Here is a 23,839-nt window from a genome sequence, read left to right on the forward strand (position 1 = left end):
CTTTGCCTGGTTTGTAAAGAGGTCTAATATGTATAGCCATCCACCGAAAGTTTCAGACAAGGCGCGTCGCCGAAGACAGTACGCATTTGTACGGCGAGGCGAGGCGACGCAACACAGTATGAGGCTTTCGGTGGATGGCTATAGAAAAAGAACCGAAAAACCAAAATACTGCCGCTTGCCATCATTTATGCCGTAGCCTGTCTGTTTATCATGCTTATGTGTACCATAACCGGCGCAAAGGGTAATTGCTTGTTACTGGCACTCATGGTTGCAGTCTTTTCCATGATTCCAACAGGTTGCATCCTCCTTTCTGCCGTGCATGGCAACAAAAAAATCCGCCTGAAATTCTGGCAAAAAGCGGATAAAGCATAACGGTAAAAAAATACCAGATACAGGAAATCACCATGTCCATCCTCAAAGCCATCCTTGACGCCATCATTGCCGTATTGCGCATTATCGTGGAAACAATCCTGGCGATTCTCCGCGGTATCCTTTGGCTGTTAAGAAAGGTATTCATCGACATCATTTGGGACAGCATCATTGACTTCTTTTGGGGTAACTGAATCCCGCACAAAAAATCCCCGGCATCACCGGGGATTTTTTATGCGCCTTGTCGCTTGAGTTCATCTAATGTTTTGCCGGCCTCGTTACGCCATTCCTGCCAGCCATTAGTCGAGCGCCCAAGGATGACATCGGACGCGCCGCTGGGGCTTTTGAATGAATAATCACGGGTAAAGCGGTAAATGCCGTCTTCGCCTGCTGCCAATATGCCTTCTTCAATCAGGCGTTGGCGCACTCGCGCTGCCCCTGTTCCCTCGAATGAGGCTACGCTATTCGAGCGGATTGCCGAACCCTCAAGAACAACAAATTCATCCGTGGTATATACAGCTTTCGCTTCCACGCTGTGTTGTGGTTGGCGCAGGTAGAAGGCTTCGCTTTGTTCGGCAGGGGTACTGACACCTTCGGCACGGGTATCTTGTGTCGTTGCCTCAAAAATACGCTGGCCGAGGGTGGTGAGCAGTAATGCGGTGGTTTCGTGCAGTTCAAGGCATTCTGCTTTTAGCGGGGCAGGGGTATGCGGGCGAGTGCCTGCATTGCTGTTTTCCAGGGTGTAACGACCAACTTCTTTGGCTGCCTTAATCGCCAACGATTCAAGAAAGAGCGTATGGGTTTGCGTCATGCTGTTTGTGCTCGAGACCATGACAAGCGCGCGATCGAAGTCTTTTTTACTGTCGTGTTCCTTAAGTCTGGCTGTCAGAGTGCCTGTTTGGCCGATATAGAGTCGTGGCAATGTGCCTTCTTCTTCGCTTTCTTTAATGAGGAAATAGACACCGACCTGCTTTGATTCATCCAGCTTAAAAAAATCAGCCAACAGAGGGCGCGGAACTTCAAACAGGCGCACGGTGCGGTTGATGATTTCAGCAATGCGCAGACCGCGCGGATTGCCTTTGGGCAGATAGATTTGGATGGTTTGCGGATGTTGGCTCATGCAAGGCTCCTTTACAGATTGGATGGATGGAAAATTTTGCGGTGGTGCGCCGAGGCGCACCCTATGGCTGTCGTTTACATACAGGATAGCGGCTATCGTGTATGTAAACGCTATCCCGTCTGCAACAATATCTGGCTCAGAAATTCCTGCGCGCGCGGGTGTTGCGGATTGGTGAAGAAGTCTTCCGGGGTGGCGCGCTCCAGGATTTCGCCTTTGTCCATGAAGACGATACGGTCGGCGACGGTGCGGGCGAAGCCCATTTCGTGCGTCACCACCAGCATGGTGATTTGGCTGTGTTCGGCGAGTTCGACCATCACGTCCAGCACTTCTTTAATCATCTCCGGGTCAAGCGCCGAGGTCGGTTCATCGAACAGCAGCACGTCGCAGTCCATGCACAGCGCGCGGGCGATGGCGACCCGTTGCTGTTGTCCGCCGGAAAGCTGGCCGGGGTATTTGTCCGCCTGGTCGCGGATGCCGACGCGCTCCAGGTATTGCCGCGCCACCGCTTCCGCCTGCGCACGCGGCTGTTTGTTTACCCACACCGGGCCAAGGGTGAGGTTTTCGAGAATGGTCAGGTGCGGGAAGAGGTTGAATTGCTGGAACACCATGCCGACTTTGCGCCGCAGGTCGCGCGTCTGCCGCACGCTGCCGTTCAAGAGTTCGCCATCCAGGCGGATTTCGCCTTCCTGATAGTTTTCGAGGCGGTTGATGCAGCGGATAAGCGTCGATTTGCCGGAGCCGGACGGGCCGCAGATGACGAGGCGCTCGCCTTTGGCGATGTCGAGGTTGATGTCTTTCAGCGCGTGGTATTTGCCGTACCACTTGTTGAGGCGGTGAATGGTGATGGCGTCTGTCATGCGCGCTCCGGGGTGAAATGGCGTTCGATGCGGTAACTGGTGTGGCTCATGCCGTAGCAGAGGGCGAAGTAAACGAGGGCACAGAAGGCGTAACCTTCCATGCCATGCCCCAGCCAGGCGGGGTCCTGCCCGGCGGAGTGGACGATGCCGAGGAAGTCGTAGAGGCCGATGATGGAAACCAGCGTGGTGTCCTTGAACAGGCCGACGAAGGTGTTGGTAATGCCGGGGATGACGGTGGTCAGCGCCTGCGGCAGGATGACGAGGCGCATCTTCGCCCAGTAACCGAGGCCGAGGCTGTCCGCCGCTTCAAACTGCCCGCGCGGAATCGCTTGCAGGCCGCCGCGCACCACTTCCGCCATATAGGCCGAGGCAAAGAGGGCGACGCCAATCAGCGCGCGCATCAGGTTGTCGATATGCAGCTGCGGCGGCAGGAACAGCGGCAGCATCACGTTTGCCATAAACAGCACCGTCACCAGCGGCACGCCGCGCCACAGTTCGATGAAAGCGACGCAGACGCCGCGCAGAAACGGCATATCGGACGTCCGCCCCAGCGCCAGCAACACGCCAAACGGCAGCGAAAACACCAGCCCGGCAGAGGCGACCACCAGCGTCAGCATCATCCCGCCCCACAGGTTTGGCCGCACTTCCGGCAGGCCAAAGACGCCGCCGCGCAGCAGATACCACGACAGCACCGGCAGCACGAACAGCGCGAACAGCAGCGCCAGCAGGCGTTTGCGCCCGCCACAGCACCACAGCGCGAGGAAATTCGCCGGAACGATGCCGAGGAAAAGCAGCCAGACGCGCCAGCGCTCGCTTTCCGGGTAAAAGCCGTAGAGAAACTGGTTCAGCCGCACCTTGATAAAGACCCAGCAGGCACCGCCGGAGGTGCAATCGGTGGCGGTCGAGCCGCGAAAATCCGCCTGCCACAGCGCCCAGTTGAAAAGCGGCGGCACAATGCGGTAAAGCGCGTACAGCGCCAGCACGGTCAAAACGGCGTGCAAGGGCGTGGCGAACAAATTGCGGCGCAGCCAGCACCACAGGCCAAATTCCGAGGCGGGCGGCGGGCGGTCGGGCAAATAAGAAAAATCACTCATCGTTCAACAATCCTGATGCGGCGGTTATAAAGCGTCATCGCCAGCGAAATCAACAGACTGATGGCGAGATAAACCGCCATCGTCAGGCCGATAATCTCCACCGCGCGCCCGGTCTGGTTGAGCGCGGTGCCGGTGAAGACCGAGACCAAATCCGGGTAGGCAATGGCGGTCGCCAGCGACGAATTTTTCACAATATTCAAAAACTGGCTGGTCATCGGCGGCACCATCACCCGCAGCGCCTGCGGCAAAATCACAAGGCGCATCACCCGCGCCGGCGGCAGGCCGAGCGCTTCCGCCGCCTCGTACTGGCCGCGCGGCACCGAGGCAATGCCGCTCCTCACATACTCGGCGATGTAAGAGGCACTATAAAGCGACAGTGCCAGCCACAGCGCCATCAACTCCGGCAACAGCGTTACCCCGCCGCGGAAATTAAAACCCTGCAACAGCGGGCGCGACAACTGCGACGGCTCAACCAGCAGCGCAAAAGCGGCCAGCGGCAGGGCGACGACGAGCAGCAGATACGCCCACCACAGGCGCAACACCTGCCCGCTTTGCGCCTGACGGCGGCGGTTCCAGCGCGCGAGCAGCGCGGCGAAAACAATACCAACGGCACACAGCGCGAGCGCCGTTTGCAGCGCCGACTGCCACAGCGGCGCTATCAGCGACAGCCCGCGATTACTCAACACCGCCAGACAACCCGCCTCATCACAACCGAGACGCAGCGAACTGGCGCGTGGCGAGGGCAACACCGCGAGCACGGCGAAATACCAGAAAAAAAGCTGCAACAACAACGGAATATTGCGGAACACCTCCACATACACCGCCGCCAGTTTGCGCAGCAGCCAATTACGCGACACCCGCAGCACGCCGACCACGACACCGACCAGCGTCGCCGCGACAATGGCGAGCAGCGACACCAAAAGCGTGTTCAAAAGACCAATGACAAACAGCCAGCCGTAACTGTCGCTTTCCTGATAGGGCAACAAATGCTGGCTGACCGCGAACCCGGCGGGGTTATCCAAAAAACCGAAACTGAACACCAGCCCGCGCGCCGCCATATTTGCCGCCGTATTGCGCCAAAGCATGAGCGCGACCACGACAATCAGCGCCAGCAGCAGGAGCTGAAACAACGCCCGCCGGAAAGAAGCTGCATACCACATCAAACAACACCTCAACAAAACGGCTCCCTCCCCCTGTGGGGCTGGAACAGCTCGCGCGAAGCGCGAGAAAGGGTTGGGTTGGGGTTCATCATCGCTACCGCCGATGCCTTTCGCATAACCTCATACCCTAAAAAAAACATAGGGTGCGCCTTGGCGCACCGTCTTAATTCAACAAACAAAGCGTCGCATACCGCCGAATGGCTCCCTCCCCCGTGGGGGAGGGTTGGGGTGGGGGCAGCAAACCATCCGCAAAGCGACAAAACCGGCACCACAAAAAACAAAGGACACTCACGCGCCCCTGCCCTCCAGCTTCGCCTCCAGCGCGGCAATGCGCGCCTCCGCCTGCGCGAGCAACTGCGCCTGCGCCTCGAACTCGCTGCGCGGCACCCAGTCAAACTGCGCCAGCTTGTCATCGAGCAGCGAACGCGCCGCCGCCTTCACCTCCGCCTGCACCGGGCGCAGCGAATCCGGCATTTTCTGCTCCAACTGATCCAGCAAAAAAGAAAAAGGGTTACTTTTCATCGCGTCCTCCGCTCATAGATAATGACAAATGCAGTTTAACACGAGAGGCAAACATGAAAAATTCACTCATCATCAGCGCTGCACTCCTCATATTCCCCACCGTTGCCCTTGCTGACGGCGACCCCGCGCGCGGCAAGGCACTCACCGGTGCCTGCACCGCCTGCCACCAAGAAGACGGCAATGGGCGCGACAACGGCGCGGGTGCCGATTCCTGGCCGCGCCTTGCCGGTATCAACGCCGACTACCTCGCCGCCCAGCTTGCCGCCTACAAAAAAGGCGAGCGCCGCGCCGCCTCGATGAAAACCTTTGCGATGATGCTGGACGAAGGCAAGGCGGCCGACATCGCCGCCTATTACGCCGCATTGCCGCCCACTGCCGCGACCACCACCACCACGGCGGACGCCGCCCAACTGGCGCGCGGCAAACAGCTCGCCGAGACGGGCGACCCCGACAAACAAATCAAACCCTGCCGCGAATGCCACGGCGCGGACAACCGCGGCGACGGCAAAATCCCGGCCATCACCGCCCAGCCCGCGCCCTACCTGCGCGCACAAATCACCGCGTGGAAACAGGGCGACCGCGCGAACGACAGCGCCGACCCTAAGGGGATGTTCCAAACCGCGCGCCAACTGGATGACGCCGACAGCGCCGCCGTCGCCGCCTGGCTCTCGACACAGGCGCCGTAAAACAGCGCAGGGCGGAGAAAGCGTGCGCCAGAGCGTACCCCGTGGCGCTGGCTTTGCGTGCGGGCAAGCGCCGCCCGGCAGTTCCAACCCTCATCAAGCCAAAGGAAATCCCCATGCACTACCGACAATGGCTGGCATTAAATGGCGACCAAAAAATGGTTTACTACCTCGGTCTGGCCGAATGCACCGTTCCCCTGCTGCACGCCTCGCCGCATATTGCCTTTATCCGCGAGGCGCTTGATGCCTGCTGGCATTGGCTGACGCACCGGGAAATTCATCCCGCCGATTTTTATCATTATTTTGAAGATGAAGAGACTAAAGACAGTTTGCTGATGCTTATGCAGGATGAAAATGATGAAGTATTGCTGGCAGCATGGATTTGTATCACTGAATCAGTCGGCTTCATTTTGTATAACGGCTTTAAACACCATCACCATGTACAACCCCCATCAACCGAAGGGTTTGAACTATCCGGGGAAATATTCGACGGTTTTGCCCAAAATTTTCAAAAAATCTTCCCCGCCGTGCGTGCGGAACAACTGGAAACACAAATGTTCGCCCTGCTCGCCGCCGACCCGGACGACATCTTCGACAAGGATTGGGTACTCGCCCGCCTCAATACCGCTTCATAGGGGATTTCAATGCCCTTCCCCTGCAGGCCGAATCCCGCTGCGGAGCTGGAACAGCTCGCGCGCAGCGAGAGAAAAAGTATAGGGTGCGCCTTGGCGCACCGTCGGATTGCAATACCCGTCCGTAGGTTGGGTTAGGCGCTTGTGCCGTAACCCAACGTGGAAATGTTAAGAGCCTGTTTAGCGTCTCTGCGCGAGCTGCTCCGGTTGCTCGTACCTCGCCAACCCAAGCTGCGCAAGAAATCCTCGTGTGGCGGCCAAAAGTAAACCGCTCCTGACCCTGCCTGCATCTGCCCGCGACGCCGCCCGCCGCCTGCCGCCTGCCACCATGCTAAAATCCGCGTCATCTTTACTTCACTCGGAAACCGCCATGCACCAGCGCCTTTTTATCGAAAAACGTCCCGAATTTGCCGACGATTACGCCCTCACCGAGCGCCTGAAAACCCGTCTTGACCTCGCCGGATTGCAGCGGGTGCGGCAGCTTGCCGTGTATGACCTCTACGACTGCCCGGAAGCGCTGTTGCCTGCTGCCATCAGCCGCGTTTTCAGCGACCCGGTCAGCGACGAAGTGCGCGACGCCCTGCCCAAGGCGGATTTCACCCTCGTCATTGAGCCGCTGCCGGGGCAGTTCGACCAGCGCGCCGACTCCGCCATGCAATGCCTGCGCCTGCTCGATGACGCCTTCGCGCCGACCGTGGTTACCAGCGCGCAGGCGTGGCTGTTTGAGGGTGATTTGAATGATGACGCGCGCGCCAAGCTGCGCCAGCACCTGATTAACCCCATCGACAGCCGCGAGAAAGATTTGGCGGAAACAGCGCTGCCGCCGCATCACCCCGCCGATCCGGTGCCGCGTTATGACGGGTTCAACGCGCTTGATGCGGACGGTCTCGCCGCCTGGCACGCCGCACAAGGCCTCGCGATGACGCTGGCCGATTTGCAACTGGTACAAAGCCATTTCCGCGCCGAAAACCGCGAGCCGAGCGAGACGGAAATCCGCGTACTGGATACCTACTGGTCGGACCACTGCCGCCACACCACCTTTGCCACCGCCTTGCACGACATCACCTTCCCGCAGACGGAGTTCGGTGCGGCACTTGCCGACGATTTCGCCGGATACGAAGCGCAGCGGCAGGCAGTCTATGGCGACAAAGCCGCCGCCCGCCCTTACACCCTGATGGATCTCGCCACCATCGACGCCAAATATCAGCGCGCGCAGGGCGGCCTGCAAGACGTGGAGCTTTCCGCCGAAGTGAACGCCTGCTCCGTCTATATTGACGTCGATGAAGACGGACAAACGCGCCCGTGGCTGCTGCAATTCAAAAACGAAACGCACAACCACCCGACCGAAATCGAGCCCTACGGCGGGGCGGCGACCTGCATCGGCGGCGCCATCCGCGACCCGCTCTCTGGCCGCGCCTACGTTTACCAAGCGCTGCGCCTCTCCGGCAGCGCCGACCCGCGCGAGCCCTACGCCGCCACCCTGCCCGGCAAACTGCCGCAGGCGGTCATCGCCGAAGGCGCGGCGGCGGGCGCGTCCTCCTACGGCAACCAAATCGGCCTCGCCACCGGACAAATCGTTGAGTACTACCACGACGGCTTCAAGGCGAAACACATGGAAGTGGGCGCGGTCGTCGCCGCCGTCCCGGCGGAAAACGTGCGCCGTGAAGAGCCCGCGCCGGGCGACCTTGTCCTGCTGATTGGTGGCGCGACCGGGCGCGACGGCTGCGGCGGCGCCACCGGCTCGTCGCGTGCACAACACGGCGGCTCGCTGCAAGAATCCGCCGCCGAAGTACAAAAAGGCAACCCGCCGGAAGAACGCAAACTGCAACGCCTCTTCCGCAACCCCGACTTCTCCCGCCGCATCAAACGCTGCAACGACTTCGGCGCGGGCGGCGTCGCCGTCGCCATCGGCGAACTGGCAGACGGCCTCGACATCAACCTTGACGCCGTCCCGGTCAAATACCAAGGCCTCTCCGGCACCGAGCTTGCCATCAGCGAATCACAAGAGCGGATGGCGGTGGTCATCGCCCCCGCAGACCTCGCTACGATGCAGGCACTCGCCGCCGCCGAAAACCTCACGGCCAGCCACGTCGCCACCGTCACCGCCGACGCGACCTTAACCATGCACTGGCAGGGCGACACCATCGTTAGTCTCAAGCGCGACTTCCTCGACAGCAACGGCGCCGCCAGCGCGCAGCACGGCGTGCGCATTGCCGAACCGGACGACAGCGCCAGCCCGCTTGCCGTCGCCAGCGAGAAAAACTGGGTGGAGGCGCTCAAGGCGCAACTCGCCACCCTCGCCCACGCCGAACAAAAAGGCCTCGGCGACCGCTTCGACCACAGCGTCGGCGCCGCCTGCGTCCTCGTCCCCTACGGCGGCCGCTACCAGCGCACCCCGGCAGAAGCCAGCGTGTACCAACTGCCGACCGAAGGCAAAACCCACACCGCCTCCATCCTCGCGCACGGCTACAACCCTGCCGTCAGCGCGTGGTCGCCCTACCACGGCGGCCTGCTCGCGGTGGTGGACGCCACCGCCCGCCTCGTCGCCTGCGGCGGCAACGCCGAAGCCGCGCACTACTCGCTGCAAGAATACTTCCGCCGCATGGGCGCGGAGGCGGACAACTGGGGACAACCCTACGCCGCCCTGCTCGGCGCGCATCACGCCTTGTCGGCACTCAATCGCGCCGCCATTGGCGGCAAAGACAGCATGAGCGGCAGCTACCACAACCTGCACGTGCCGCCGACGCTGATTGCCTTCGCCGTCGCCGCGGTGGACGTGCGCCGCGTCATCAGCCCCGAATACAAAGACAAAGGCCACCAACTCTACTGGCTGCGCTGCCCGCAAGACGCGCTCGGCCGCCCCGACCTCAAGGCATTTGCCGCCAACAACCGCTTCCTATTTGAGGCCATCGGCGAAGGCAACGTCAAAAGCATCCGCGCCGTGCGCCACGGCGGCATCCTGCAAGCCCTCTACGAAAGCGCGATTGGCAACGGCATCGGCGTTCACATCGACCAACTCGAAGACGGCTTTGCCCCCGAATACGGCGGCTACCTCATCAGCAGCGACGGCGGCCTCGGCATCGCCGACAACCTGCAACACCTCGGCTTCACCACCGACAGCGGCAAACTCGAAATCAACGGCCAAAGCGCCGCTATCAAAGACCTCTACGCCATCGCCAGCGCCACACTCGCCAGCGTTTACCCGCTCTACGAAAGCGTAGGCGAAGCCACGCGCGTCCCGCTCGCCACCGCCAAAGACGCACAACGCCGCCCGCGTACCGTGAGCGGCATCGCCACGCCGCGCGTCTGCCTGCCCGTCTTCCCCGGCACCAACAGCGAACTCGACACCGCCCGCGCCTTCCGCAAAAACGGCGGCGAAGTGAAAGAGACCGTCATCTGCAACCAAAACCGCGACGCGCTCGACGCCAGCCTGCAAGCCTTCGCCGACAACCTCGCCAACAGCCAAATCCTCGTCCTCGCCGGTGGCTTCAGCGCGGGCGACGAACCGGACGGCTCCGGCAAATACATGGCCAACGTCCTCGCCAACCCGCGCATCGCCGACGCCATCGCCGCCCTCCTGGAACGTGACGGCCTCATCCTCGGCATCTGCAACGGCTTCCAGGCACTCATCAAAAGCGGCCTGCTGCCAAACGGCAAAATCGCCGCGCCCGCGCCGGGCGATGCGACCCTCACCCACAACCGCATTGGCCGCCACATCGCGCGCATCGCCACCACCGTCGTTGCCAACAACCACAGCCCGTGGCTCGCCGACTTCCAGATAGGCGAAGCGCACAGCGTCAACTTCTCGCACGGCGAAGGCCGCTTTACCGCTTCCGATGCCGTCTTGAAAGCGCTCATCAAAAACGGACAAATCGCCTTCCAGTACGCCGCCCCCGGCGACCTCGCGCCGAGCATGGACCCGAAACACAACCCGAACGGCTCACTCTACGCGGTAGAAGGCATCACCAGCCCCTGCGGCCGCATCCTCGGCAAAATGGGACACAGCGAACGCCACCAGCACCACGGCCAGCAAAACTACCCCGACTTCCGCCCGCAGAACATTTTCGCCGCAGGCATCAAGGCGTTCAAATAACCGCGCGCCCGCACGGCAATAACGCTAGAATCCCGCGCTTTCTTCAAAGACTTAGAGGTAACACATGAACAACGACGGCATGGCGACCCGCTACCAGCCCGCAGAAATCGAAAACAAATGGTACAAAGTCTGGGAAACGGGCGGGCATTTCGCGCCTGCGGGCGACGGCGAACCCTACGCCATCATGATTCCGCCGCCGAACGTTACCGGCACGCTGCACATGGGACACGCCTTCCAGGACACCATCATGGACGCGCTCATCCGCTACCAGCGCATGAACGGCCGCCGCACCCTGTGGCAGCCAGGCAGCGACCACGCCGGCATCGCCACGCAGATGGTGGTGGAGCGCCAGCTCAATGCGCAGGGCAAAACGCGGCACGATTTGGGGCGCGAAGCCTTCACCGCCAAAGTGTGGGAATGGAAAGCCGAGTCCGGCGGACAAATCATGCAGCAGCTGCGCCGCCTCGGCGCCTCGCTGGACTGGACACGCGAACGCTTCACCATGGACGACGACCTCTCGCGCGCCGTGCGCACCCTCTTCGTCAAACTCTACGACGACGGCCTTATCTATCGCGGTAAGCGTCTCGTCAACTGGGATCCGGTGCTGAAAACTGCCATCTCCGACCTCGAAGTCGAAAACCGCGAAGAAAACGGCCACATGTATCACGTCCGTTACCCCTTCGTCGCCGGACAGGGGCTGGACGGGCAGTATATGCACATCGCCACCACCCGCCCGGAAACCATCCTTGCTGACGGTGCGCTTGCCGTGCATCCTGATGACGAACGCTACCGCCACCTGCTCGGCAAAATGGTGCACGTCCCGCTGACCGAGCGCGTTATCCCCATCATCGCTGATGAATACGTCGAAATGGACTTCGGTACCGGCTGCGTGAAAATCACCCCCGCGCACGACTTCAACGACTACGCCGTCGGCCAGCGGCACACCATGGAAGTCATCAACCTGATGAACCCCGATGCCACCCTGAACGACAATGTCCCTGCCGCCTATCGTGGCCTTGACCGCTGGGTGGCGCGGGAAAAAATCGTTGCCGACCTTGATGCTGCCGGATTACTGGAAAAAGTAGAACCGCACACCCTGAAACGCCCCTACGGCGACCGCAGCGGCGTCGTCATCGAGCCCTACCTCACCGACCAGTGGTTCGTGGACCTGTCCAGCGACAAAGGCATGGCCAAACTCACCCAGCCCGCGCTCGACGCCGTGCGCGATGGCCGCATCAAATTCGTGCCGGACAACTGGAAAAACACCTACTACAACTGGATGGAAAACCTGCAAGACTGGTGCATCTCGCGCCAACTGTGGTGGGGGCACCGGATACCTGCGTGGTACGATGCCGACGGCAACACTTACGTCGCCGAAAACGAAGCGGCGGCGCGCGCCAAATACCAGTTGCCCGCCGAGCTGCCGCTGACGCAAGACGAAGACGTGCTCGATACCTGGTTCTCCTCCGCCCTGTGGCCATTTGCGACCCAAGGCTGGCCGGACGACAGCGCCGATTTGCGCGAATTCTATCCGGGCAACGTCCTTGTCACCGGCTTTGACATCATCTTCTTCTGGGTGGCGCGGATGGTGCTGATGGGGCTGTACTGCATGGACGGCGAAGTCCCCTTCCGCGAGGTATACATCCACGGCCTCGTGCGCGACAGCGAAGGACAAAAAATGTCCAAATCCAAAGGCAACGTCCTCGACCCGCTCGACATCATCGACGGCATTGATGGCGAAGCCCTGGTCGCAAAACGCACCAGCGGCATGATGCAGCCACAAAAAGCGGCGAAAATCGAAGCACAAACGCGCAAAGAATTTCCCGACGGCATCGCCGCGCACGGCACCGACGCGCTGCGCTTCACCTTCGCCGCGCAGGCGACCATGGGGCGCGACGTCGTCTTTGACCTCAAGCGCGTCGAAGGCTACCGCAACTTCTGCAACAAACTGTGGAATGCCGCCCGCTTCGTCCTCATGCAGACCAAAGGGCAGACCATCACCGCCGCGCCCTTTGCCGAAAAAAGCGCCGCCGACCGCTGGATCTACGGCGCGCTCGACCGCACTACCGCCGCCGTGCGCGAGGCATTTGCCAGCTACCGCTTCGACTTCGCCGCGCAGGCGGTGTACGAATTCCTCTGGAACCAGTACTGCGACTGGTATCTGGAGCTGGTCAAACCCGTGCTTGCCAAAACCAACGCCGATGAGGCGGAAAAAGCGCGCACCCGCCACACCCTGCTTGACGTCCTCGAACAAACGCTGCGCCTCATCCACCCGCTGATGCCCTTTATCAGCGAAGAAATCTGGCAACAAACCGCGCCCGCGCTTGGCATCAGCGGCGACACCATCATGACCCAGCCCTACCCGCAGGCGACAAACGGCAGCGACCCTGACGCGGATGCCGAAATCAACTGGCTACAACAAACCCTGCTCGGCGTACGCAAAATCCGCGCCGACATGAACATCGCCCCCGGCAAAGCGCTGCCGCTCATCATCAGCGGCCAGGACGAAGCCGCCGCGCGCCACCTCGCCCAGCAAGAACGCTGCCTGCTCGCGCTGGGGCGACTGGACAGCGTGCGCGTCCTCGCCGCAAGCGAGACCGAACCCGAAGCGGCCGCCTTTATGGTTGATGGCGCAAAAAACATGATTCCGCTCGCGGGGCTCATCGACAAAGACGCCGAACTGGCGCGGCTTGACAAAGAAATCGACAAACTCGCGAAAAACATCGCCCGCCTGCAAGGCCAACTCGGCAACGAACGCTTCACCGCCAAAGCGCCGCCGGAGCTGGTCGCGCAAACCCGCGCGCTGCTCGCCGCCGACGAAGAAACCGTCGCCGCCCTCAAAGCACAGCGGGAAAAAGTCGCGGCGATGTAAGAAAAAATCTCCCTCCCTCGCAGGACGCTCAGCGCGTGCCACGGGGGAGGGTTGGGGAGGGGGTGAGCGATATTTGTTGATGCGCCGGAATTCCAATTTTTCACATTTGCTGCCCTCCCCCCTCTCCAAACACTACTGTCCGGAATAAAACCAGGCGCCCACAAAAAAGGGTTGCAGGCTCCCGTTTCCCGGGGTAAGACCCCGTACAACAACTCAAAAAAACAAAAGCTGCAACCCATGTACACGATATCCCGCATCCACGCCCTTATCAAGCCCGCCATGCACGGCACCTTCCAGCATCACGTTGATGCCTGCGAAGCCGACAAATACCGCAAAAAATTCAGCTGTTACGACCTGCTTGTCGCCATGCTTTTTGCCACCTTCAGCAACAGCAAAAGCCTGCGCATTCTCGAGCAGCGCTTCAACGCCCATCCCACCGGCCATTACCATCTGCGCACCCGTGCGATTCATCGCAGCACGCTCGCCGACGCACTCGCGCAAAAGAACATCACGCCCTTCACCACCTTTGCGCAAAGCCTGATGCAAAGCGCCGACCGCAGAGTGCGGCGGGAAAGCAAAACCCTGCAGTACCTGCTCGATTCCACCACCATTGACCTGCGCGGGCGCGGCTTTGACGACTGGACACGTCCCAACCACAACAGCCGTGGCGTCAAGCTGCATCTCAAAATGGAACACGGCGGGAAATGCCCGGTGGAAGCCAGCCTGAGCCACACCAACGTCAACGACCTGGACGCAGGCAAGGCCATGAGCATTGAGGCAGGCAGCACCTACGTCTTCGACAAGGGCTACTGCGACTACAACTGGTGGCATGAGATTGACGCAGCGGGCGCGTATTTCATCACGCGGCTGAAGAAAAACGCGGCCTTTGAAGAGGTTGGCGAAAATGCCGTGTGCGAGGAACACATCCTCAGCGACCGGAAAATCCGCTGCAAACACAAAAAAGTCAGCGGCAAGAAGCAGCAAAACCACTATCACGACAAAGCATTGCGGCGCATTGAAGTGGCGCGCGAAGAAGGCAGGACGCTGGTGTTGGTGACAAATGACCACGAAAGTAGCGCAGCGGAAATTGCGGACAACTACAAAAAGCGCTGGCAAATCGAGCTGCTGTTCAAATGGATGAAACAGCACCTTGCGCTGGAGCGGCCGTACAGCCGGACAGAAAATGGGGTCAGGCTGCACATTGTCTGCGTGCTGATAGCGTACCTGCTGCTCAGGCAGGCGCAGCGGGATGCGCGGGAGACGGGGAGTTTGCATTTGTACCTGGTGAAAATTTTGGGGTCTTTTTTTTTGCGGCGGGAGTCGGCATACGCCCACTACCGAAGGCGGCGGGAGCGGCGTGGTTGTGCAGCTCAAGAGGAATTTTCATTGTTTTAAAAAGGATTTTTATGGCGGATTTATTCCGGACAGTAGTGCCCTCTCCAAAGGGACTGGAACAGCTCGCACAGCGGGAAAGGGGCTTTGTTCCCTAATTGTAAACAGTCAGCGATACAGCAAAAGCCTCAGGCAAGGCGCGCCGCTGAAGGCAGTAGCAGTTGTACGGCGCGGGTTTCCCTAAAAAATGGCTCCGCCATTTTTTAGGGTGCCCGGTCAAGCGGCGCAACACCGTATGAGGCTTTCGGTGGATGGCCATAAAAAAACCGGCGAGACCGCCGGTTTTTTTATGGCATCAAAAGCAGCTTATTTGACCACTTCGCCGCGTTCGCCGTGAAAGACCTGCTGGAAGGACTCGTTGCCATAGGGGTCGGTGTAATTGACGTCGCCGACGACTTCTTCGGCGCGGGTACCGCTGATAACCAGGTTGTAAGTACCGCGCTTGCCGCCCGTATAAACGTCATGGGCAATGACATCGCCTTTGCTCACCCCGTAATAAGTGCCGTACAGCCCTTCATGCTGACCGATGGGCGCTTCTGCCAGCTCGAATTTTTCGTGCAGGGTGTTGGCGCTGATTTCGCCGGAACCTTTGTGGTTACTGAAATCAACGACGTAGTTCAGTTTGGCATCGTTCTGCGCGTTGTGGTCAAAGACGCGACCAACATAGAGCGCGCGGCCACTGGTCGGCAGGTTGTCGTACGGGGTCGGCGTGGTGTAGTACATCCGCCCGGTATCCATCACCGGATCGCCGTCGTGGCGGCCATAGGCGTAGGCGCCCGCATAGAAGCCACGGAAGGAACGCAGCGCCAAATCCTGGCTGACACGTTTTTTGTTTTTGTCATTCTGGCTGCTGTATTCGGTCTGTGCCGTGCCGGAATAGAAGCCGCGCGGCAGGGTCATGCTGTTGATGCCCATTTTGTAGGCGCCGCGGTCTTCACTCGCCAGCGACTGGCCGTCCACGGTCAGGTTGTAGTGGCTGTAGCCGTCGAGTTCGTCCGGCCAGCGGTATTCTGCGCCGCGTTTGTTCGCCCAAATCCATTCGCCGGCCGGGGATTCGGGGGCGATGATTTTGTTTTGTTTGGTCTGGCCGCGCGGGGTTGGGTCGGCTGCGGTGTTGTTGTCGTCACTGCCACCGCAGGCGGCGACCAGGCAGAGGGTTAGCGCAGAGATAAGCCATTTTTCCTGCATTGTTGGTTCTCCTGAATAGTGTTGGATGTTTCCTCGGATTTCAGCGGTTTTTTGCCGCGTACTCACGGTCGTAAAAGGTTGCCGAAACTGTCGGTATTTTAACCTTTTTGTCATAAACGGCAATGTTTTTCCGCCCGTGTAGCCTGCTTTAGATCATGTTCAGCTCGATTTTGGCGCGCAGGCTCATCATTTCCATGCCCCAGGGCGGGTCCCATTCCATCACCACTTCGCACTCCAGCACGCCATCGACCGCCTCCACCGCGTCCTTGACCCAGTCGGGCATGACGCCTGCCACCGGGCAGCCGGGCGCGGTCAGGGTCAGGTGGATTTCGGCCTTGCCGGTTTTTTTGTCGTAGTCCAGCGCGTAGATGAGGCCGAGTTCGTAGATGTCCACCGGGATTTCCGGGTCATAGACGCCTTTGAGCGCGAGGATGATGTCTTTTTCGACCGGCGACAGGCCGGGGTCGTCAGGGTCTTTGTTGTAGGGGACGTTTTCCGGGTCAATCGTGAGCATCGGGGTTCCTTTTGGCTTGGTGTTGGTGGTTTTTCGTATTTACATACAGTTGAGCGCTCGTGGTGTATGTAAAGCGGTTGCAGGGTGGGCTTTAGCCTACCGTTTTTCGTGGTGGGGCAAGCCCCACCCTACGTTTTTTATTCTGTCTTCGCCGCGTTTTTGCCGTGCAGGGCGGCGTCCAGGGTGTGCCAGGCAAGGGTCGCGCATTTGACGCGCGAGGGGTATTCGCGCACGCCTGCCAGCACTTTCAGTTTGCCGACGCTGTCCGGGATGGGGTCCTGGGTGGTGGCGATGTGGTGGAAGTCGTTGTAGAGCTGGCTAAATTCGGCGATGGTTTTGCCGCGCGCGAGGTCGGTCATCAGCGAGGCGCTCGCTTTGGAGATGGCGCAGCCGTCGCCGACGAAGCTGATGTCGGCGAGTTGGTCGCCGTCCATGCGCACGTAGACTTTGAGGTTGTCGCCGCAGAGCGGGTTGTGGCCGGTGGCGCTGTGGTCGCAGGGTTCGAGTGCGTGGAAGTGGCGCGGGTGTTTGCTGTGGTCGAGGATGACTTCCTGGTAGAGGGCTTTGAGGTCGTTCATGCGAAGAGTTCCTGGGTGGCGCGCACCGCGGCGACGAGGCGGTCGATGTCGTCGTGGTCGTTGTAGGCGGCGAAGGAGGCGCGGATGGTGGCGGGTACGCCGAAGCGGCGCATCACCGGTTCGGCGCAGTGCTGGCCGACGCGCACCGCGACGCCGTGTTGGTCGAGGACGGTGCCGGCGTCGTGCGGGTGGATGCCGTCCAGGGTGAAGGAGATGACCGCTGCTTTGTGCGGCGCGGTGCCGATGATGCGCAGTCCGGGCAGTTCGCGTAATGCGGCTTCGGCGGCAACGCGCAGGGTTTCTTCGTAGGCGCCGAGGTTGGCAACGCCTTTGGCGGCAAGCCAGTCCAGCGCGGCGCCGAGGCCGATGACTTCGACGATGGGCGGCGTGCCGGCTTCAAATTTGGCGGGCGGGGCGGCGTAGAGGGTGCGCTCGAAGCTGACGCTCAGGATCATGTCACCGCCGCTTTGGTAGGGCGGCATGGCGTCAAGCAGGTCGTAGCGTCCGTAGAGGACGCCGACGCCGGTCGGGCCGTAGTGTTTGTGCGCGGAGAAGGCGAGGAAGTCGCAGCCGAGGGCTTGCACGTCCAGCGGCATGTGGGCGACGGCTTGTGCGGCATCGACTATGGTGATGATGCCGCGCGCTTTGGCGCGGGCGATGAGCGGCGCGAGGTCGTTGATGCTGCCGAGCGCGTTGGAGACGAGCGCGGCGGAGAAGATTTTGACGCCGTCGAGCAGTTCGTCGAAGTTGCTGCTGTCGAGCGCGCCGTCGTCGTCGATGGGGACGACAACGAGGTCGGCGCCAAAGCGCTGGCAGGCGCGCTGCCACGGCACGATGTTGGCGTGGTGTTCGAGCGCGGTGAGTAGCACGCGGTCGCCCGGTTTGAGGACGAGTTCGCCGAGGGAACTCGCCAGCAGGTTGAGCGCTTCGGTGGTGCCTTTGGTGAAGATGATTTCTTCGGCGCGCGCGGCGTTCACGAAGCGGGCGACTTGTGCGCGCACGGCGTCGTAGCGCGCGCTCAGTTGTTGCGAGAGGTAATGCACGCCGCGATGGATGTTGCTGTAGTGGTGGCGGTAGCAGTCGTTCATCGCGTCGATGACGGCGCGCGGTTTTTGCGTGCTGGCGGCGTTATCGAGGTAGGTCAGCGGTTTGCCGTTCACCGGCTGGTCGAAGACGGGAAATTCGTTTTTCATGCGGCCTCGCTGTCGTTGTCGTCGCCGAGCCAGACGGCGCTGATGGTTTGGTGCACGGCTTCCGCCAGCGCTTCGTGTTCGACGACGACGGCTTCGTGGAGGAAGCTCAGGATGAGCATTTTTCGCGCCGCTTCGTAGCCGATGCCGCGCGAGCGCAGGTAGAACAGCGCTTCTTCATCGACTTTGCCGGTGGTCGAGCCGTGCGCGCATTGGACGTCGTCGGCGTAGATTTCCAGACGCGGCACGCTGTGCGAGCGGGCGCTGTCGGAGAGGAGGATGTAGCGGCTGTCCTGACGCGCGTCGGTTTTTTGCGCGCCGTGGGCGACGTAAATCATGCCGTCGAAGATGCCTTGCGCGCTGCCGTCGAGCGCGCCACGCACCCGCTGGTGGCTTTCGCTGTTTTCGGTGAGGTGGCGCACGTTCAGGTGGTAATCGCCGACCTGTTTGTCCGTGAGCAGTTGCACGCCGCCGAAGGCGAAGTGTGTGCCTTCGCCGTGCAGTTCGCTGTGGATGTCCAGCCGCAGCAGGTCGCCGCCCGCTTGCAGCGCATTGACGCGGACGCGGCTGTCGGTGGCTTGCTGGACGGCGACTTGCGCCACTTGCGCGGTGCCGCTGTCGCCATGAAACCACAGGGCAATGTCCACTTGCGCGCCGTCTTCGGCATCAACGGTGATGACTGGCAGTTGCGCGCCGTGGCGGCTGGCGCGGTAGTCCATCCAGAAGGCGCTGCGGCTGTTTTTGCCGGCGCGGATGTGAATGCGCGAGGGTTGCAGGCGGCGGGCGAGGAGGTCGATGTTGAGCGCGGCGATGTCGGCAAGGTCGGCGTCGTCGGGGACGGTGAGCAGCAGCGCTTCGGGCAGGAGCGCGAGGTTCAACGCGGCGAAGGCGGCGTCGTCCAGCGCCAGCAGGGCGCGCTCGGCTTCGGTAAAGGTGCCGAAGTCTTCGCCGATGGCATCGGGCAGGTCAAATTGGTAGTCGGCGTTTTCGACGCGGCGTGCTTCATCGCGCAGGGCATCGAGCGGCGTCCAGCGCCAGGTTTCGCGGCGGCGCAGGTCGCCCATCGTCTGCCAGCGGGTGAAGGCTTCTTGTTGTAGCGCGCCTGCGGCGGCGCGGATGTCCGGGAAGAAGGCTGTCATCAGGCACTCCGGGCGGCGCCGGCTTCTTCGCCACGGAAGTCGGCATAGCCTTTGGCTTCGAGTTGCAGCGCCAGCGTTTTGTCGCCGCTTTCGACGATTTCGCCATTGACCAGCACGTGGACGAAGTCCGGCACGATGTATTCCAGCAGGCGCTGGTAGTGGGTGATGACCATGAAGGAACGGTTGGCATCACGCAGGGCGTTCACGCCTTCGGAAACGACGCGCAGCGCGTCGATGTCGAGGCCGGAATCGGTTTCGTCCAGCACGGCGAGGCGCGGTTCCAGGACTGCCATTTGCATGATTTCGTTGCGCTTTTTCTCGCCGCCGGAGAAACCGACGTTCACCGCACGTGAGAGGAAGCTGTCGTGCATCTTCACGCTTTTCATGCGTTTTTGTAGCAGGTCGTAGAATTCCATCGCGTCCATTTCGCCCTTGCCTTCGTAGGCGCGCTTGGCGTTTACCGCTGCTTTCAGGAAGTAGAGGTTGCTGACGCCGGGGATTTCTACCGGGTACTGGAAGGCGAGGAAGATGCCGGCGCAGGCGCGCTCGTCCGGCTCCATTTCCAGCAGGTCGCGGCCGTCATAGGTGATGCTGCCTTCGGTGACGACGTAGCCCTCGCGCCCGGCGATGACGTTCGCCAGCGTCGATTTGCCGGAGCCGTTCGGCCCCATGATGGCGTGGACTTCGCCCGCGCCGATGCGCAGATTGACGCCGTTCAGGATTTTTTTGCCTTCTTCGGTGGCAACGTGCAGGTTGTGGATTTCTAGCATGGGTAGTTCCTTTTTGTGTGTAAGCGGTTTACATACAGGGTAGCGCTCAAGGTGTATGTATATTTAATGGGTAACGGTTTTGGAAAAGAGGTTGATGACCGCCACGCCCGCGACGATGAGCGCGATGCCAAGCACGGCGGGCGGGTCGAGTTTCTGCCCCAAGGCGAGGCCGATGAGGGCAATCAGCACGATGCCGCAGCCCGACCAGATGGCATAAGCCGTGCCCACCGGAATGCTGCGAAAAGCAAGCGAGACGAAGTAGAAGCAGACGGCATAAAGGGCGAGCGAAGCGGCGGCGGGCAGCCATTTGCTGAAGCCGTCGCTGATTTTGAGCAGGGTGGTGGCGATGACTTCGAGGATGATGGCGAGGGTGAGGGAGAGCCAGGGGTTCATGTGGATTCGTGGTTTGGTAGTGTTTTACGTACAGGGTAGCGACTAAGGTATATGTATATTTGAGCCTCATAAAATGACGTTACTGAGGGAGAAAATAAACTTGGTAAGTCCGAACAGATAAAGAACGCCCAAAATAATTAGTCCCGCCATAACCCCCGCTAATGTTTCAAGGAAACCTTTTCCAAACGCTTCTTTTGCATTTTCTGCCCGGTATTGTGCAAGTAGTCCGATGAGCCATCCCATAATCCAACTAATCAATATCCAGAAATAGTCGTGAACGCCAAAAATTCTGAAAGACAAATTGAAATGGCTCAACATAAAAAACCAGAATAATGCATTGCCACTAAGCGCAACGCCACTCAAGAAATAGGGTTTTGCCCTCAATGCCCAGGCAACCACGATTGGCAACACCAATCCCGCTATTAGCAAAAAATAGGGACGCATCATATTGGGCTGTCCCGTCAGCGGGATGGCAATCGCCGCTGGCAGGCATAGCGCCAGGGCGATTGATAAATCTATGTTGCGTAGTGTCATGGCTGGTTTGTGTTCGTAAGGTGAATGGTTTTGGGTTTACGGTTTTACATACAGGGTAGCGGGGTTGGTGTATGTATGATGGGAGGCAGCAGATATGAAAAAGCAATGCCTCAATTCATGAACCACATCGCTCACCCCCACCCCGCCCCTCCCCCGCTGCGGGCTTCGCCCTGCGGGGGAGGGGGGGTTACTGCTGCTTCGCCAGCGCCGAGGCAATCAGCCTTTGTGTGCCGAACCAGCCCCAGTAGATGCGGTGCTGGCGGATTTTGCCGTCCGCCAGTTCCATCAGTTCGAGGATGTCGATTTGTTCGCCGTCCGGGGTGTGGCGCGGGTATTCCCATACCAGCAGGTTGCCGCTGGCGAGGTAGCGGCCATCGCGGTACCAGCGCACCAGTTCGTTCGGGCGGCGGCGCGTGCCTTCTTCGAGGAAGGCCTGTATTTCCACGCGGCCACGCAGCACACCGCTTGCGCGCGCCATGATGATGGGGACGAGCGGCGATTCAAATTCGGCGTCGTCGTGGTAAAGGGCAATCAGCGCAGCGGTGTCGCGGTTTTTGGCAGCTGTGTGCCAGGCTTCGTAGATGTGTTGGGCGTCGTTCATGGTTGGTTTCGGGGTTAGTTTCGGGTTTTACATACGGGGTAGCGGGGTTGGCGTATGTAAATAGCAGCGAGGTGGCGGTTCGAAATTTCGATTCATCAACAACATCGTTCACCCCCACCCCAGCCCTCCCCCGCTGCGGGCTTCGCCCTGCGGGGGAGGGGGTTTTTTAGCCGACGCTGCCTTCCAGTTTGAGCTCTATCAGCCGCTGCGCTTCAACGGCAAATTCCATCGGCAATTCCTGAAAGATTTCTTTGCAGAAGCCGTTGACGATGAGGCTGACCGCGTCTTCTTCGGAGAGGCCGCGTTGCATGCAGTAGAAAATCTGGTCCTCGCCGATTTTGGCGGTGGTCGCTTCGTGTTCGACTTGCGCCGTCGGGTTCTGCACCATCAGGTAGGGGAAGGTGTGCGCGCCGCAGTCGCTGCCGATGAGGAGCGAGTCGCATTGGGAGAAGTTGCGCGCGTTTTCCGCCCCCGGCAGGATTTTGACCAGGCCGCGGTAGGCGTTTTGCGCGTAACCGAGCGAGATGCCTTTGGAGATGATGGTGGATTTGGTGTTTTTGCCGATGTGGATCATTTTTGAGCCGGTGTCGGCCTGCTGGTAGTCGCGGGCGAGCGCGACCGAGTAGAACTCGCCGATGCTGTCGTCGCCTTTCAGCACGACGCCGGGGTATTTCCAGGTAATCGCCGAGCCAGTTTCTACCTGCGTCCACGAGATTTTGCTGCGCGCGCCTTCGCACAGGCCGCGTTTGGTAACGAAGTTGTAGATGCCGCCGTTGCCGTCCTTGTCGCCGGGAAACCAGTTCTGCACGGTGGAATATTTCACTTCGGCATCTTCGTGGGCGATGATTTCGACGATGGCAGCGTGTAGCTGGTGTTCTTCGCGTTTCGGCGCGGTGCAGCCTTCGAGGTAGGAAACGTAGGCGCCTTTGTCGGCGATGATGAGGGTGCGTTCAAACTGGCCGGTGTTGGCGGCGTTGATACGGAAGTAGGTGGATAGCTCCATCGGGCAGCGCACGCCGGGCGGGATGTAGCAGAAGCTGCCGTCGCTGAAGACGGCGGAGTTGAGCGCGGCGAAGTAGTTATCGTCCATGCGCACCACCGAGCCGAGGTATTTGCGCACCAATTCGGGGTGTTCGCGCACCGCTTCAGAGAAGGCGCAGAAGATGATGCCTTCTTTGCCGAGGCGCTCTTTGAAACTGGTGGCGACCGAGACGGAGTCAAAGACGGCATCGACCGCGACGCCAGCAAGCATTTCCCGCTCTTGTAGCGGGATACCGAGTTTTTCGTAGGTGCGCAGCAGTTCGGGATCGACTTCGTCCAGCGATTTCGGCCCTTCTTTTTTGTTTTTCGGCGCGGAGTAGTAGGAGATCGCCTGGTAGTCAATCGGCTTGATGTTGAGGTGTCCCCAGTCGGGCTGCTCCAGCGTCAGCCAGTGGCGGTAGGCGGCAAGGCGAAATTCGAGCAGCCAGTCGGGCTCGTTTTTCATGCGCGAGATGTGGGTGATGACGCCTTCGTCCAGCCCCGGCGGCAGGGTGTCTTGTTCGATGTGGGTTTCAAAGCCGTACTGGTATTCGGTTTCGGCGATTTTTTTCAGTTCTTCGTTGCTCATGAGGCTTCTTGTTTGAGGTCGTTTTTGTCGGGGAATTGCAGGGTGCGTTCGCGCTGGCGGCGTTCAAAGCGCTGCATTTCCGCCAGCGTTTTTGCAGCGAGCATGGTGCGGATGTCGTCGTTGATTTCCAGCCAGAACGGGCTGAGGGTGCAGTGTTCGGCGAGCGCGCAGTTATGCTCGCTGCTGGCGCATTCGACCAGCTCCGGCGCGCCTTCTATCGCTTCGACGACTTCCAGCGCGGTAATGCTTTCCGGCGCGCGCGCGAGCTGGTAGCCGCCATGCGCGCCACGGATGGATTCGAGGATGCCTTGCTGGGTCAGGCGTTTTAAGACTTTGCCGGACATCGGCACGGCAATGCGCGCTTCTTTCGCAAGGGTCGCGGTGTTGCGCGCCGCGCCGTCGGCAGCAAGCACCGCGCCCAGCAGGAGGAAGGCGTACTCGCTTTCTTTGGTTATGCGCAGCATGGTTGCTCCAATCAGAACGGGGCGGGTACTTTATGCCTTTTGCCGGGAGCGCGCAAGTGAATGAT

The 23,839-nt window shown here is 60.4% G+C and carries 22 protein-coding genes; 6 read left to right on the top strand and 16 right to left on the bottom strand.

Going from position 1 to position 23,839, the window contains the following annotated elements:
* Positions 1–404 precede the first annotated feature (404 nt).
* Entirely contained in the window at positions 405–563 is a 159-nt protein-coding gene (locus ACO54Z_RS06115) for a hypothetical protein (RefSeq protein ID WP_485996226.1), read from the top strand.
* Between the two features lie 38 nt (positions 564–601).
* Here ACO54Z_RS06115 and ACO54Z_RS06120 read toward each other — a convergent pair whose 3' ends face one another.
* From ACO54Z_RS06120 to ACO54Z_RS06140, 5 genes are all read right to left on the bottom strand, one after another.
* The gene (locus ACO54Z_RS06120) at positions 602–1,489 is read right to left on the bottom strand and encodes a GIY-YIG nuclease family protein (RefSeq protein WP_485996227.1); all 888 of its coding nucleotides are present in this window, start codon (positions 1,487–1,489) and stop codon (positions 602–604) included.
* Positions 1,490–1,599: 110 nt separating this feature from the next.
* Complete coding sequence (locus ACO54Z_RS06125; RefSeq protein WP_485996228.1) at positions 1,600–2,346, bottom strand: amino acid ABC transporter ATP-binding protein; 747 nt, start codon at positions 2,344–2,346, stop codon at positions 1,600–1,602.
* Positions 2,343–3,440 carry an amino acid ABC transporter permease gene (locus ACO54Z_RS06130; RefSeq protein ID WP_485996229.1) on the bottom strand — a complete coding sequence of 366 codons (1,098 nt, stop codon included), beginning with the start codon at positions 3,438–3,440 and terminating at the stop codon, positions 2,343–2,345. The genes ACO54Z_RS06125 and ACO54Z_RS06130 overlap by 4 nt, the downstream gene beginning before the upstream one ends.
* A complete protein-coding gene (locus ACO54Z_RS06135; protein ID WP_485996230.1) occupies positions 3,437–4,600 on the bottom strand; it encodes an amino acid ABC transporter permease in 1,164 nt (387 codons plus the stop codon). The genes ACO54Z_RS06130 and ACO54Z_RS06135 overlap by 4 nt, the downstream gene beginning before the upstream one ends.
* Before the next feature lie 288 nt (positions 4,601–4,888).
* Complete coding sequence (locus tag ACO54Z_RS06140; RefSeq protein WP_485996231.1) at positions 4,889–5,122, bottom strand: accessory factor UbiK family protein; 234 nt, start codon at positions 5,120–5,122, stop codon at positions 4,889–4,891.
* A 53-nt stretch (positions 5,123–5,175) separates the two neighbouring features.
* On the opposite strand from ACO54Z_RS06140, the gene ACO54Z_RS06145 reads away from it, so the two are divergent.
* From ACO54Z_RS06145 to ACO54Z_RS06165, 5 genes are all read left to right on the top strand, one after another.
* Entirely contained in the window at positions 5,176–5,808 is a 633-nt protein-coding gene (locus tag ACO54Z_RS06145) for a c-type cytochrome (RefSeq protein ID WP_485996232.1), read from the top strand.
* Between the two features lie 41 nt (positions 5,809–5,849).
* Positions 5,850–6,440, top strand: coding sequence for an Imm6 family immunity protein (locus ACO54Z_RS06150; protein ID WP_485996233.1), 591 nt, complete (start codon positions 5,850–5,852; stop codon positions 6,438–6,440).
* A gap of 247 nt (positions 6,441–6,687) precedes the next feature.
* The gene (locus tag ACO54Z_RS06155) at positions 6,688–10,530 is read left to right on the top strand and encodes a phosphoribosylformylglycinamidine synthase (RefSeq protein WP_485996234.1); all 3,843 of its coding nucleotides are present in this window, start codon (positions 6,688–6,690) and stop codon (positions 10,528–10,530) included.
* A gap of 64 nt (positions 10,531–10,594) precedes the next feature.
* Positions 10,595–13,402: a valine--tRNA ligase gene (locus tag ACO54Z_RS06160; protein ID WP_485996235.1), complete on the top strand. Its 2,808-nt coding sequence runs from the start codon at positions 10,595–10,597 to the stop codon at positions 13,400–13,402.
* Positions 13,403–13,639: 237 nt separating this feature from the next.
* Entirely contained in the window at positions 13,640–14,797 is a 1,158-nt protein-coding gene (locus tag ACO54Z_RS06165) for an IS4 family transposase (RefSeq protein WP_485996236.1), read from the top strand.
* 303 nt (positions 14,798–15,100) lie between these two features.
* On the opposite strand, the gene ACO54Z_RS06170 is transcribed toward ACO54Z_RS06165, so the two are convergent.
* The 11 genes from ACO54Z_RS06170 to ACO54Z_RS06220 form a co-directional block, all read right to left on the bottom strand.
* Positions 15,101–15,982, bottom strand: coding sequence for a factor H binding protein domain-containing protein (locus tag ACO54Z_RS06170; RefSeq protein ID WP_485996237.1), 882 nt, complete (start codon positions 15,980–15,982; stop codon positions 15,101–15,103).
* A 148-nt stretch (positions 15,983–16,130) separates the two neighbouring features.
* Positions 16,131–16,496, bottom strand: coding sequence for an iron-sulfur cluster assembly protein (locus tag ACO54Z_RS06175; RefSeq protein ID WP_485996238.1), 366 nt, complete (start codon positions 16,494–16,496; stop codon positions 16,131–16,133).
* 137 nt (positions 16,497–16,633) lie between these two features.
* The gene (gene sufU / locus ACO54Z_RS06180) at positions 16,634–17,074 is read right to left on the bottom strand and encodes a Fe-S cluster assembly sulfur transfer protein SufU (RefSeq protein WP_485996239.1); all 441 of its coding nucleotides are present in this window, start codon (positions 17,072–17,074) and stop codon (positions 16,634–16,636) included.
* A complete protein-coding gene (locus ACO54Z_RS06185) occupies positions 17,071–18,267 on the bottom strand; it encodes an aminotransferase class V-fold PLP-dependent enzyme (RefSeq protein ID WP_485996240.1) in 1,197 nt (398 codons plus the stop codon). The genes sufU and ACO54Z_RS06185 overlap by 4 nt, the downstream gene beginning before the upstream one ends.
* Positions 18,264–19,403: a Fe-S cluster assembly protein SufD gene (sufD, locus tag ACO54Z_RS06190; protein WP_485996241.1), complete on the bottom strand. Its 1,140-nt coding sequence runs from the start codon at positions 19,401–19,403 to the stop codon at positions 18,264–18,266. The genes ACO54Z_RS06185 and sufD overlap by 4 nt, the downstream gene beginning before the upstream one ends.
* Positions 19,403–20,173 (bottom strand): Fe-S cluster assembly ATPase SufC, encoded by a 771-nt coding sequence (gene sufC / locus ACO54Z_RS06195; RefSeq protein ID WP_485996242.1) that lies wholly within the window; start codon positions 20,171–20,173, stop codon positions 19,403–19,405. The genes sufD and sufC overlap by 1 nt, the downstream gene beginning before the upstream one ends.
* 63 nt (positions 20,174–20,236) lie before the next feature.
* Positions 20,237–20,566, bottom strand: coding sequence for a DMT family transporter (locus ACO54Z_RS06200; protein WP_485996243.1), 330 nt, complete (start codon positions 20,564–20,566; stop codon positions 20,237–20,239).
* Positions 20,567–20,632: 66 nt separating this feature from the next.
* Positions 20,633–21,100 (bottom strand): hypothetical protein, encoded by a 468-nt coding sequence (locus tag ACO54Z_RS06205; RefSeq protein WP_485996244.1) that lies wholly within the window; start codon positions 21,098–21,100, stop codon positions 20,633–20,635.
* Between the two features lie 187 nt (positions 21,101–21,287).
* Positions 21,288–21,701, bottom strand: coding sequence for a nuclear transport factor 2 family protein (locus ACO54Z_RS06210; RefSeq protein ID WP_485996245.1), 414 nt, complete (start codon positions 21,699–21,701; stop codon positions 21,288–21,290).
* Positions 21,702–21,867: 166 nt separating this feature from the next.
* Positions 21,868–23,310, bottom strand: coding sequence for a Fe-S cluster assembly protein SufB (gene sufB, locus ACO54Z_RS06215; protein WP_485996246.1), 1,443 nt, complete (start codon positions 23,308–23,310; stop codon positions 21,868–21,870).
* Entirely contained in the window at positions 23,307–23,774 is a 468-nt protein-coding gene (locus ACO54Z_RS06220; protein WP_485996247.1) for an SUF system Fe-S cluster assembly regulator, read from the bottom strand. The genes sufB and ACO54Z_RS06220 overlap by 4 nt, the downstream gene beginning before the upstream one ends.
* Positions 23,775–23,839: the final 65 nt, after the last annotated feature.

The sequence above is a fragment of the Cardiobacterium sp. genome (assembly GCF_057314735.1).

What these genes read in the sequence shown, in the direction of transcription:
- ACO54Z_RS06115 (WP_485996226.1), top strand. Translation starts at nt 405, where the DNA reads ATGTCCATCCTCAAAGCCATCCTTGACGCCATCATTGCCGTATTGCGC.
- ACO54Z_RS06120 (WP_485996227.1), bottom strand. Translation starts at nt 1,489, where the DNA reads ATGAGCCAACATCCGCAAACCATCCAAATCTATCTGCCCAAAGGCAAT.
- ACO54Z_RS06125 (WP_485996228.1), bottom strand. Translation starts at nt 2,346, where the DNA reads ATGACAGACGCCATCACCATTCACCGCCTCAACAAGTGGTACGGCAAA.
- ACO54Z_RS06130 (WP_485996229.1), bottom strand. Translation starts at nt 3,440, where the DNA reads ATGAGTGATTTTTCTTATTTGCCCGACCGCCCGCCGCCCGCCTCGGAA.
- ACO54Z_RS06135 (WP_485996230.1), bottom strand. Translation starts at nt 4,600, where the DNA reads ATGTGGTATGCAGCTTCTTTCCGGCGGGCGTTGTTTCAGCTCCTGCTG.
- ACO54Z_RS06140 (WP_485996231.1), bottom strand. Translation starts at nt 5,122, where the DNA reads ATGAAAAGTAACCCTTTTTCTTTTTTGCTGGATCAGTTGGAGCAGAAA.
- ACO54Z_RS06145 (WP_485996232.1), top strand. Translation starts at nt 5,176, where the DNA reads ATGAAAAATTCACTCATCATCAGCGCTGCACTCCTCATATTCCCCACC.
- ACO54Z_RS06160 (WP_485996235.1), top strand. Translation starts at nt 10,595, where the DNA reads ATGAACAACGACGGCATGGCGACCCGCTACCAGCCCGCAGAAATCGAA.
- ACO54Z_RS06165 (WP_485996236.1), top strand. Translation starts at nt 13,640, where the DNA reads ATGTACACGATATCCCGCATCCACGCCCTTATCAAGCCCGCCATGCAC.
- ACO54Z_RS06170 (WP_485996237.1), bottom strand. Translation starts at nt 15,982, where the DNA reads ATGCAGGAAAAATGGCTTATCTCTGCGCTAACCCTCTGCCTGGTCGCC.
- ACO54Z_RS06175 (WP_485996238.1), bottom strand. Translation starts at nt 16,496, where the DNA reads ATGCTCACGATTGACCCGGAAAACGTCCCCTACAACAAAGACCCTGAC.
- sufU (WP_485996239.1), bottom strand. Translation starts at nt 17,074, where the DNA reads ATGAACGACCTCAAAGCCCTCTACCAGGAAGTCATCCTCGACCACAGC.
- ACO54Z_RS06185 (WP_485996240.1), bottom strand. Translation starts at nt 18,267, where the DNA reads ATGAAAAACGAATTTCCCGTCTTCGACCAGCCGGTGAACGGCAAACCG.
- sufD (WP_485996241.1), bottom strand. Translation starts at nt 19,403, where the DNA reads ATGACAGCCTTCTTCCCGGACATCCGCGCCGCCGCAGGCGCGCTACAA.
- sufC (WP_485996242.1), bottom strand. Translation starts at nt 20,173, where the DNA reads ATGCTAGAAATCCACAACCTGCACGTTGCCACCGAAGAAGGCAAAAAA.
- ACO54Z_RS06200 (WP_485996243.1), bottom strand. Translation starts at nt 20,566, where the DNA reads ATGAACCCCTGGCTCTCCCTCACCCTCGCCATCATCCTCGAAGTCATC.
- ACO54Z_RS06205 (WP_485996244.1), bottom strand. Translation starts at nt 21,100, where the DNA reads ATGACACTACGCAACATAGATTTATCAATCGCCCTGGCGCTATGCCTG.
- ACO54Z_RS06210 (WP_485996245.1), bottom strand. Translation starts at nt 21,701, where the DNA reads ATGAACGACGCCCAACACATCTACGAAGCCTGGCACACAGCTGCCAAA.
- sufB (WP_485996246.1), bottom strand. Translation starts at nt 23,310, where the DNA reads ATGAGCAACGAAGAACTGAAAAAAATCGCCGAAACCGAATACCAGTAC.
- ACO54Z_RS06220 (WP_485996247.1), bottom strand. Translation starts at nt 23,774, where the DNA reads ATGCTGCGCATAACCAAAGAAAGCGAGTACGCCTTCCTCCTGCTGGGC.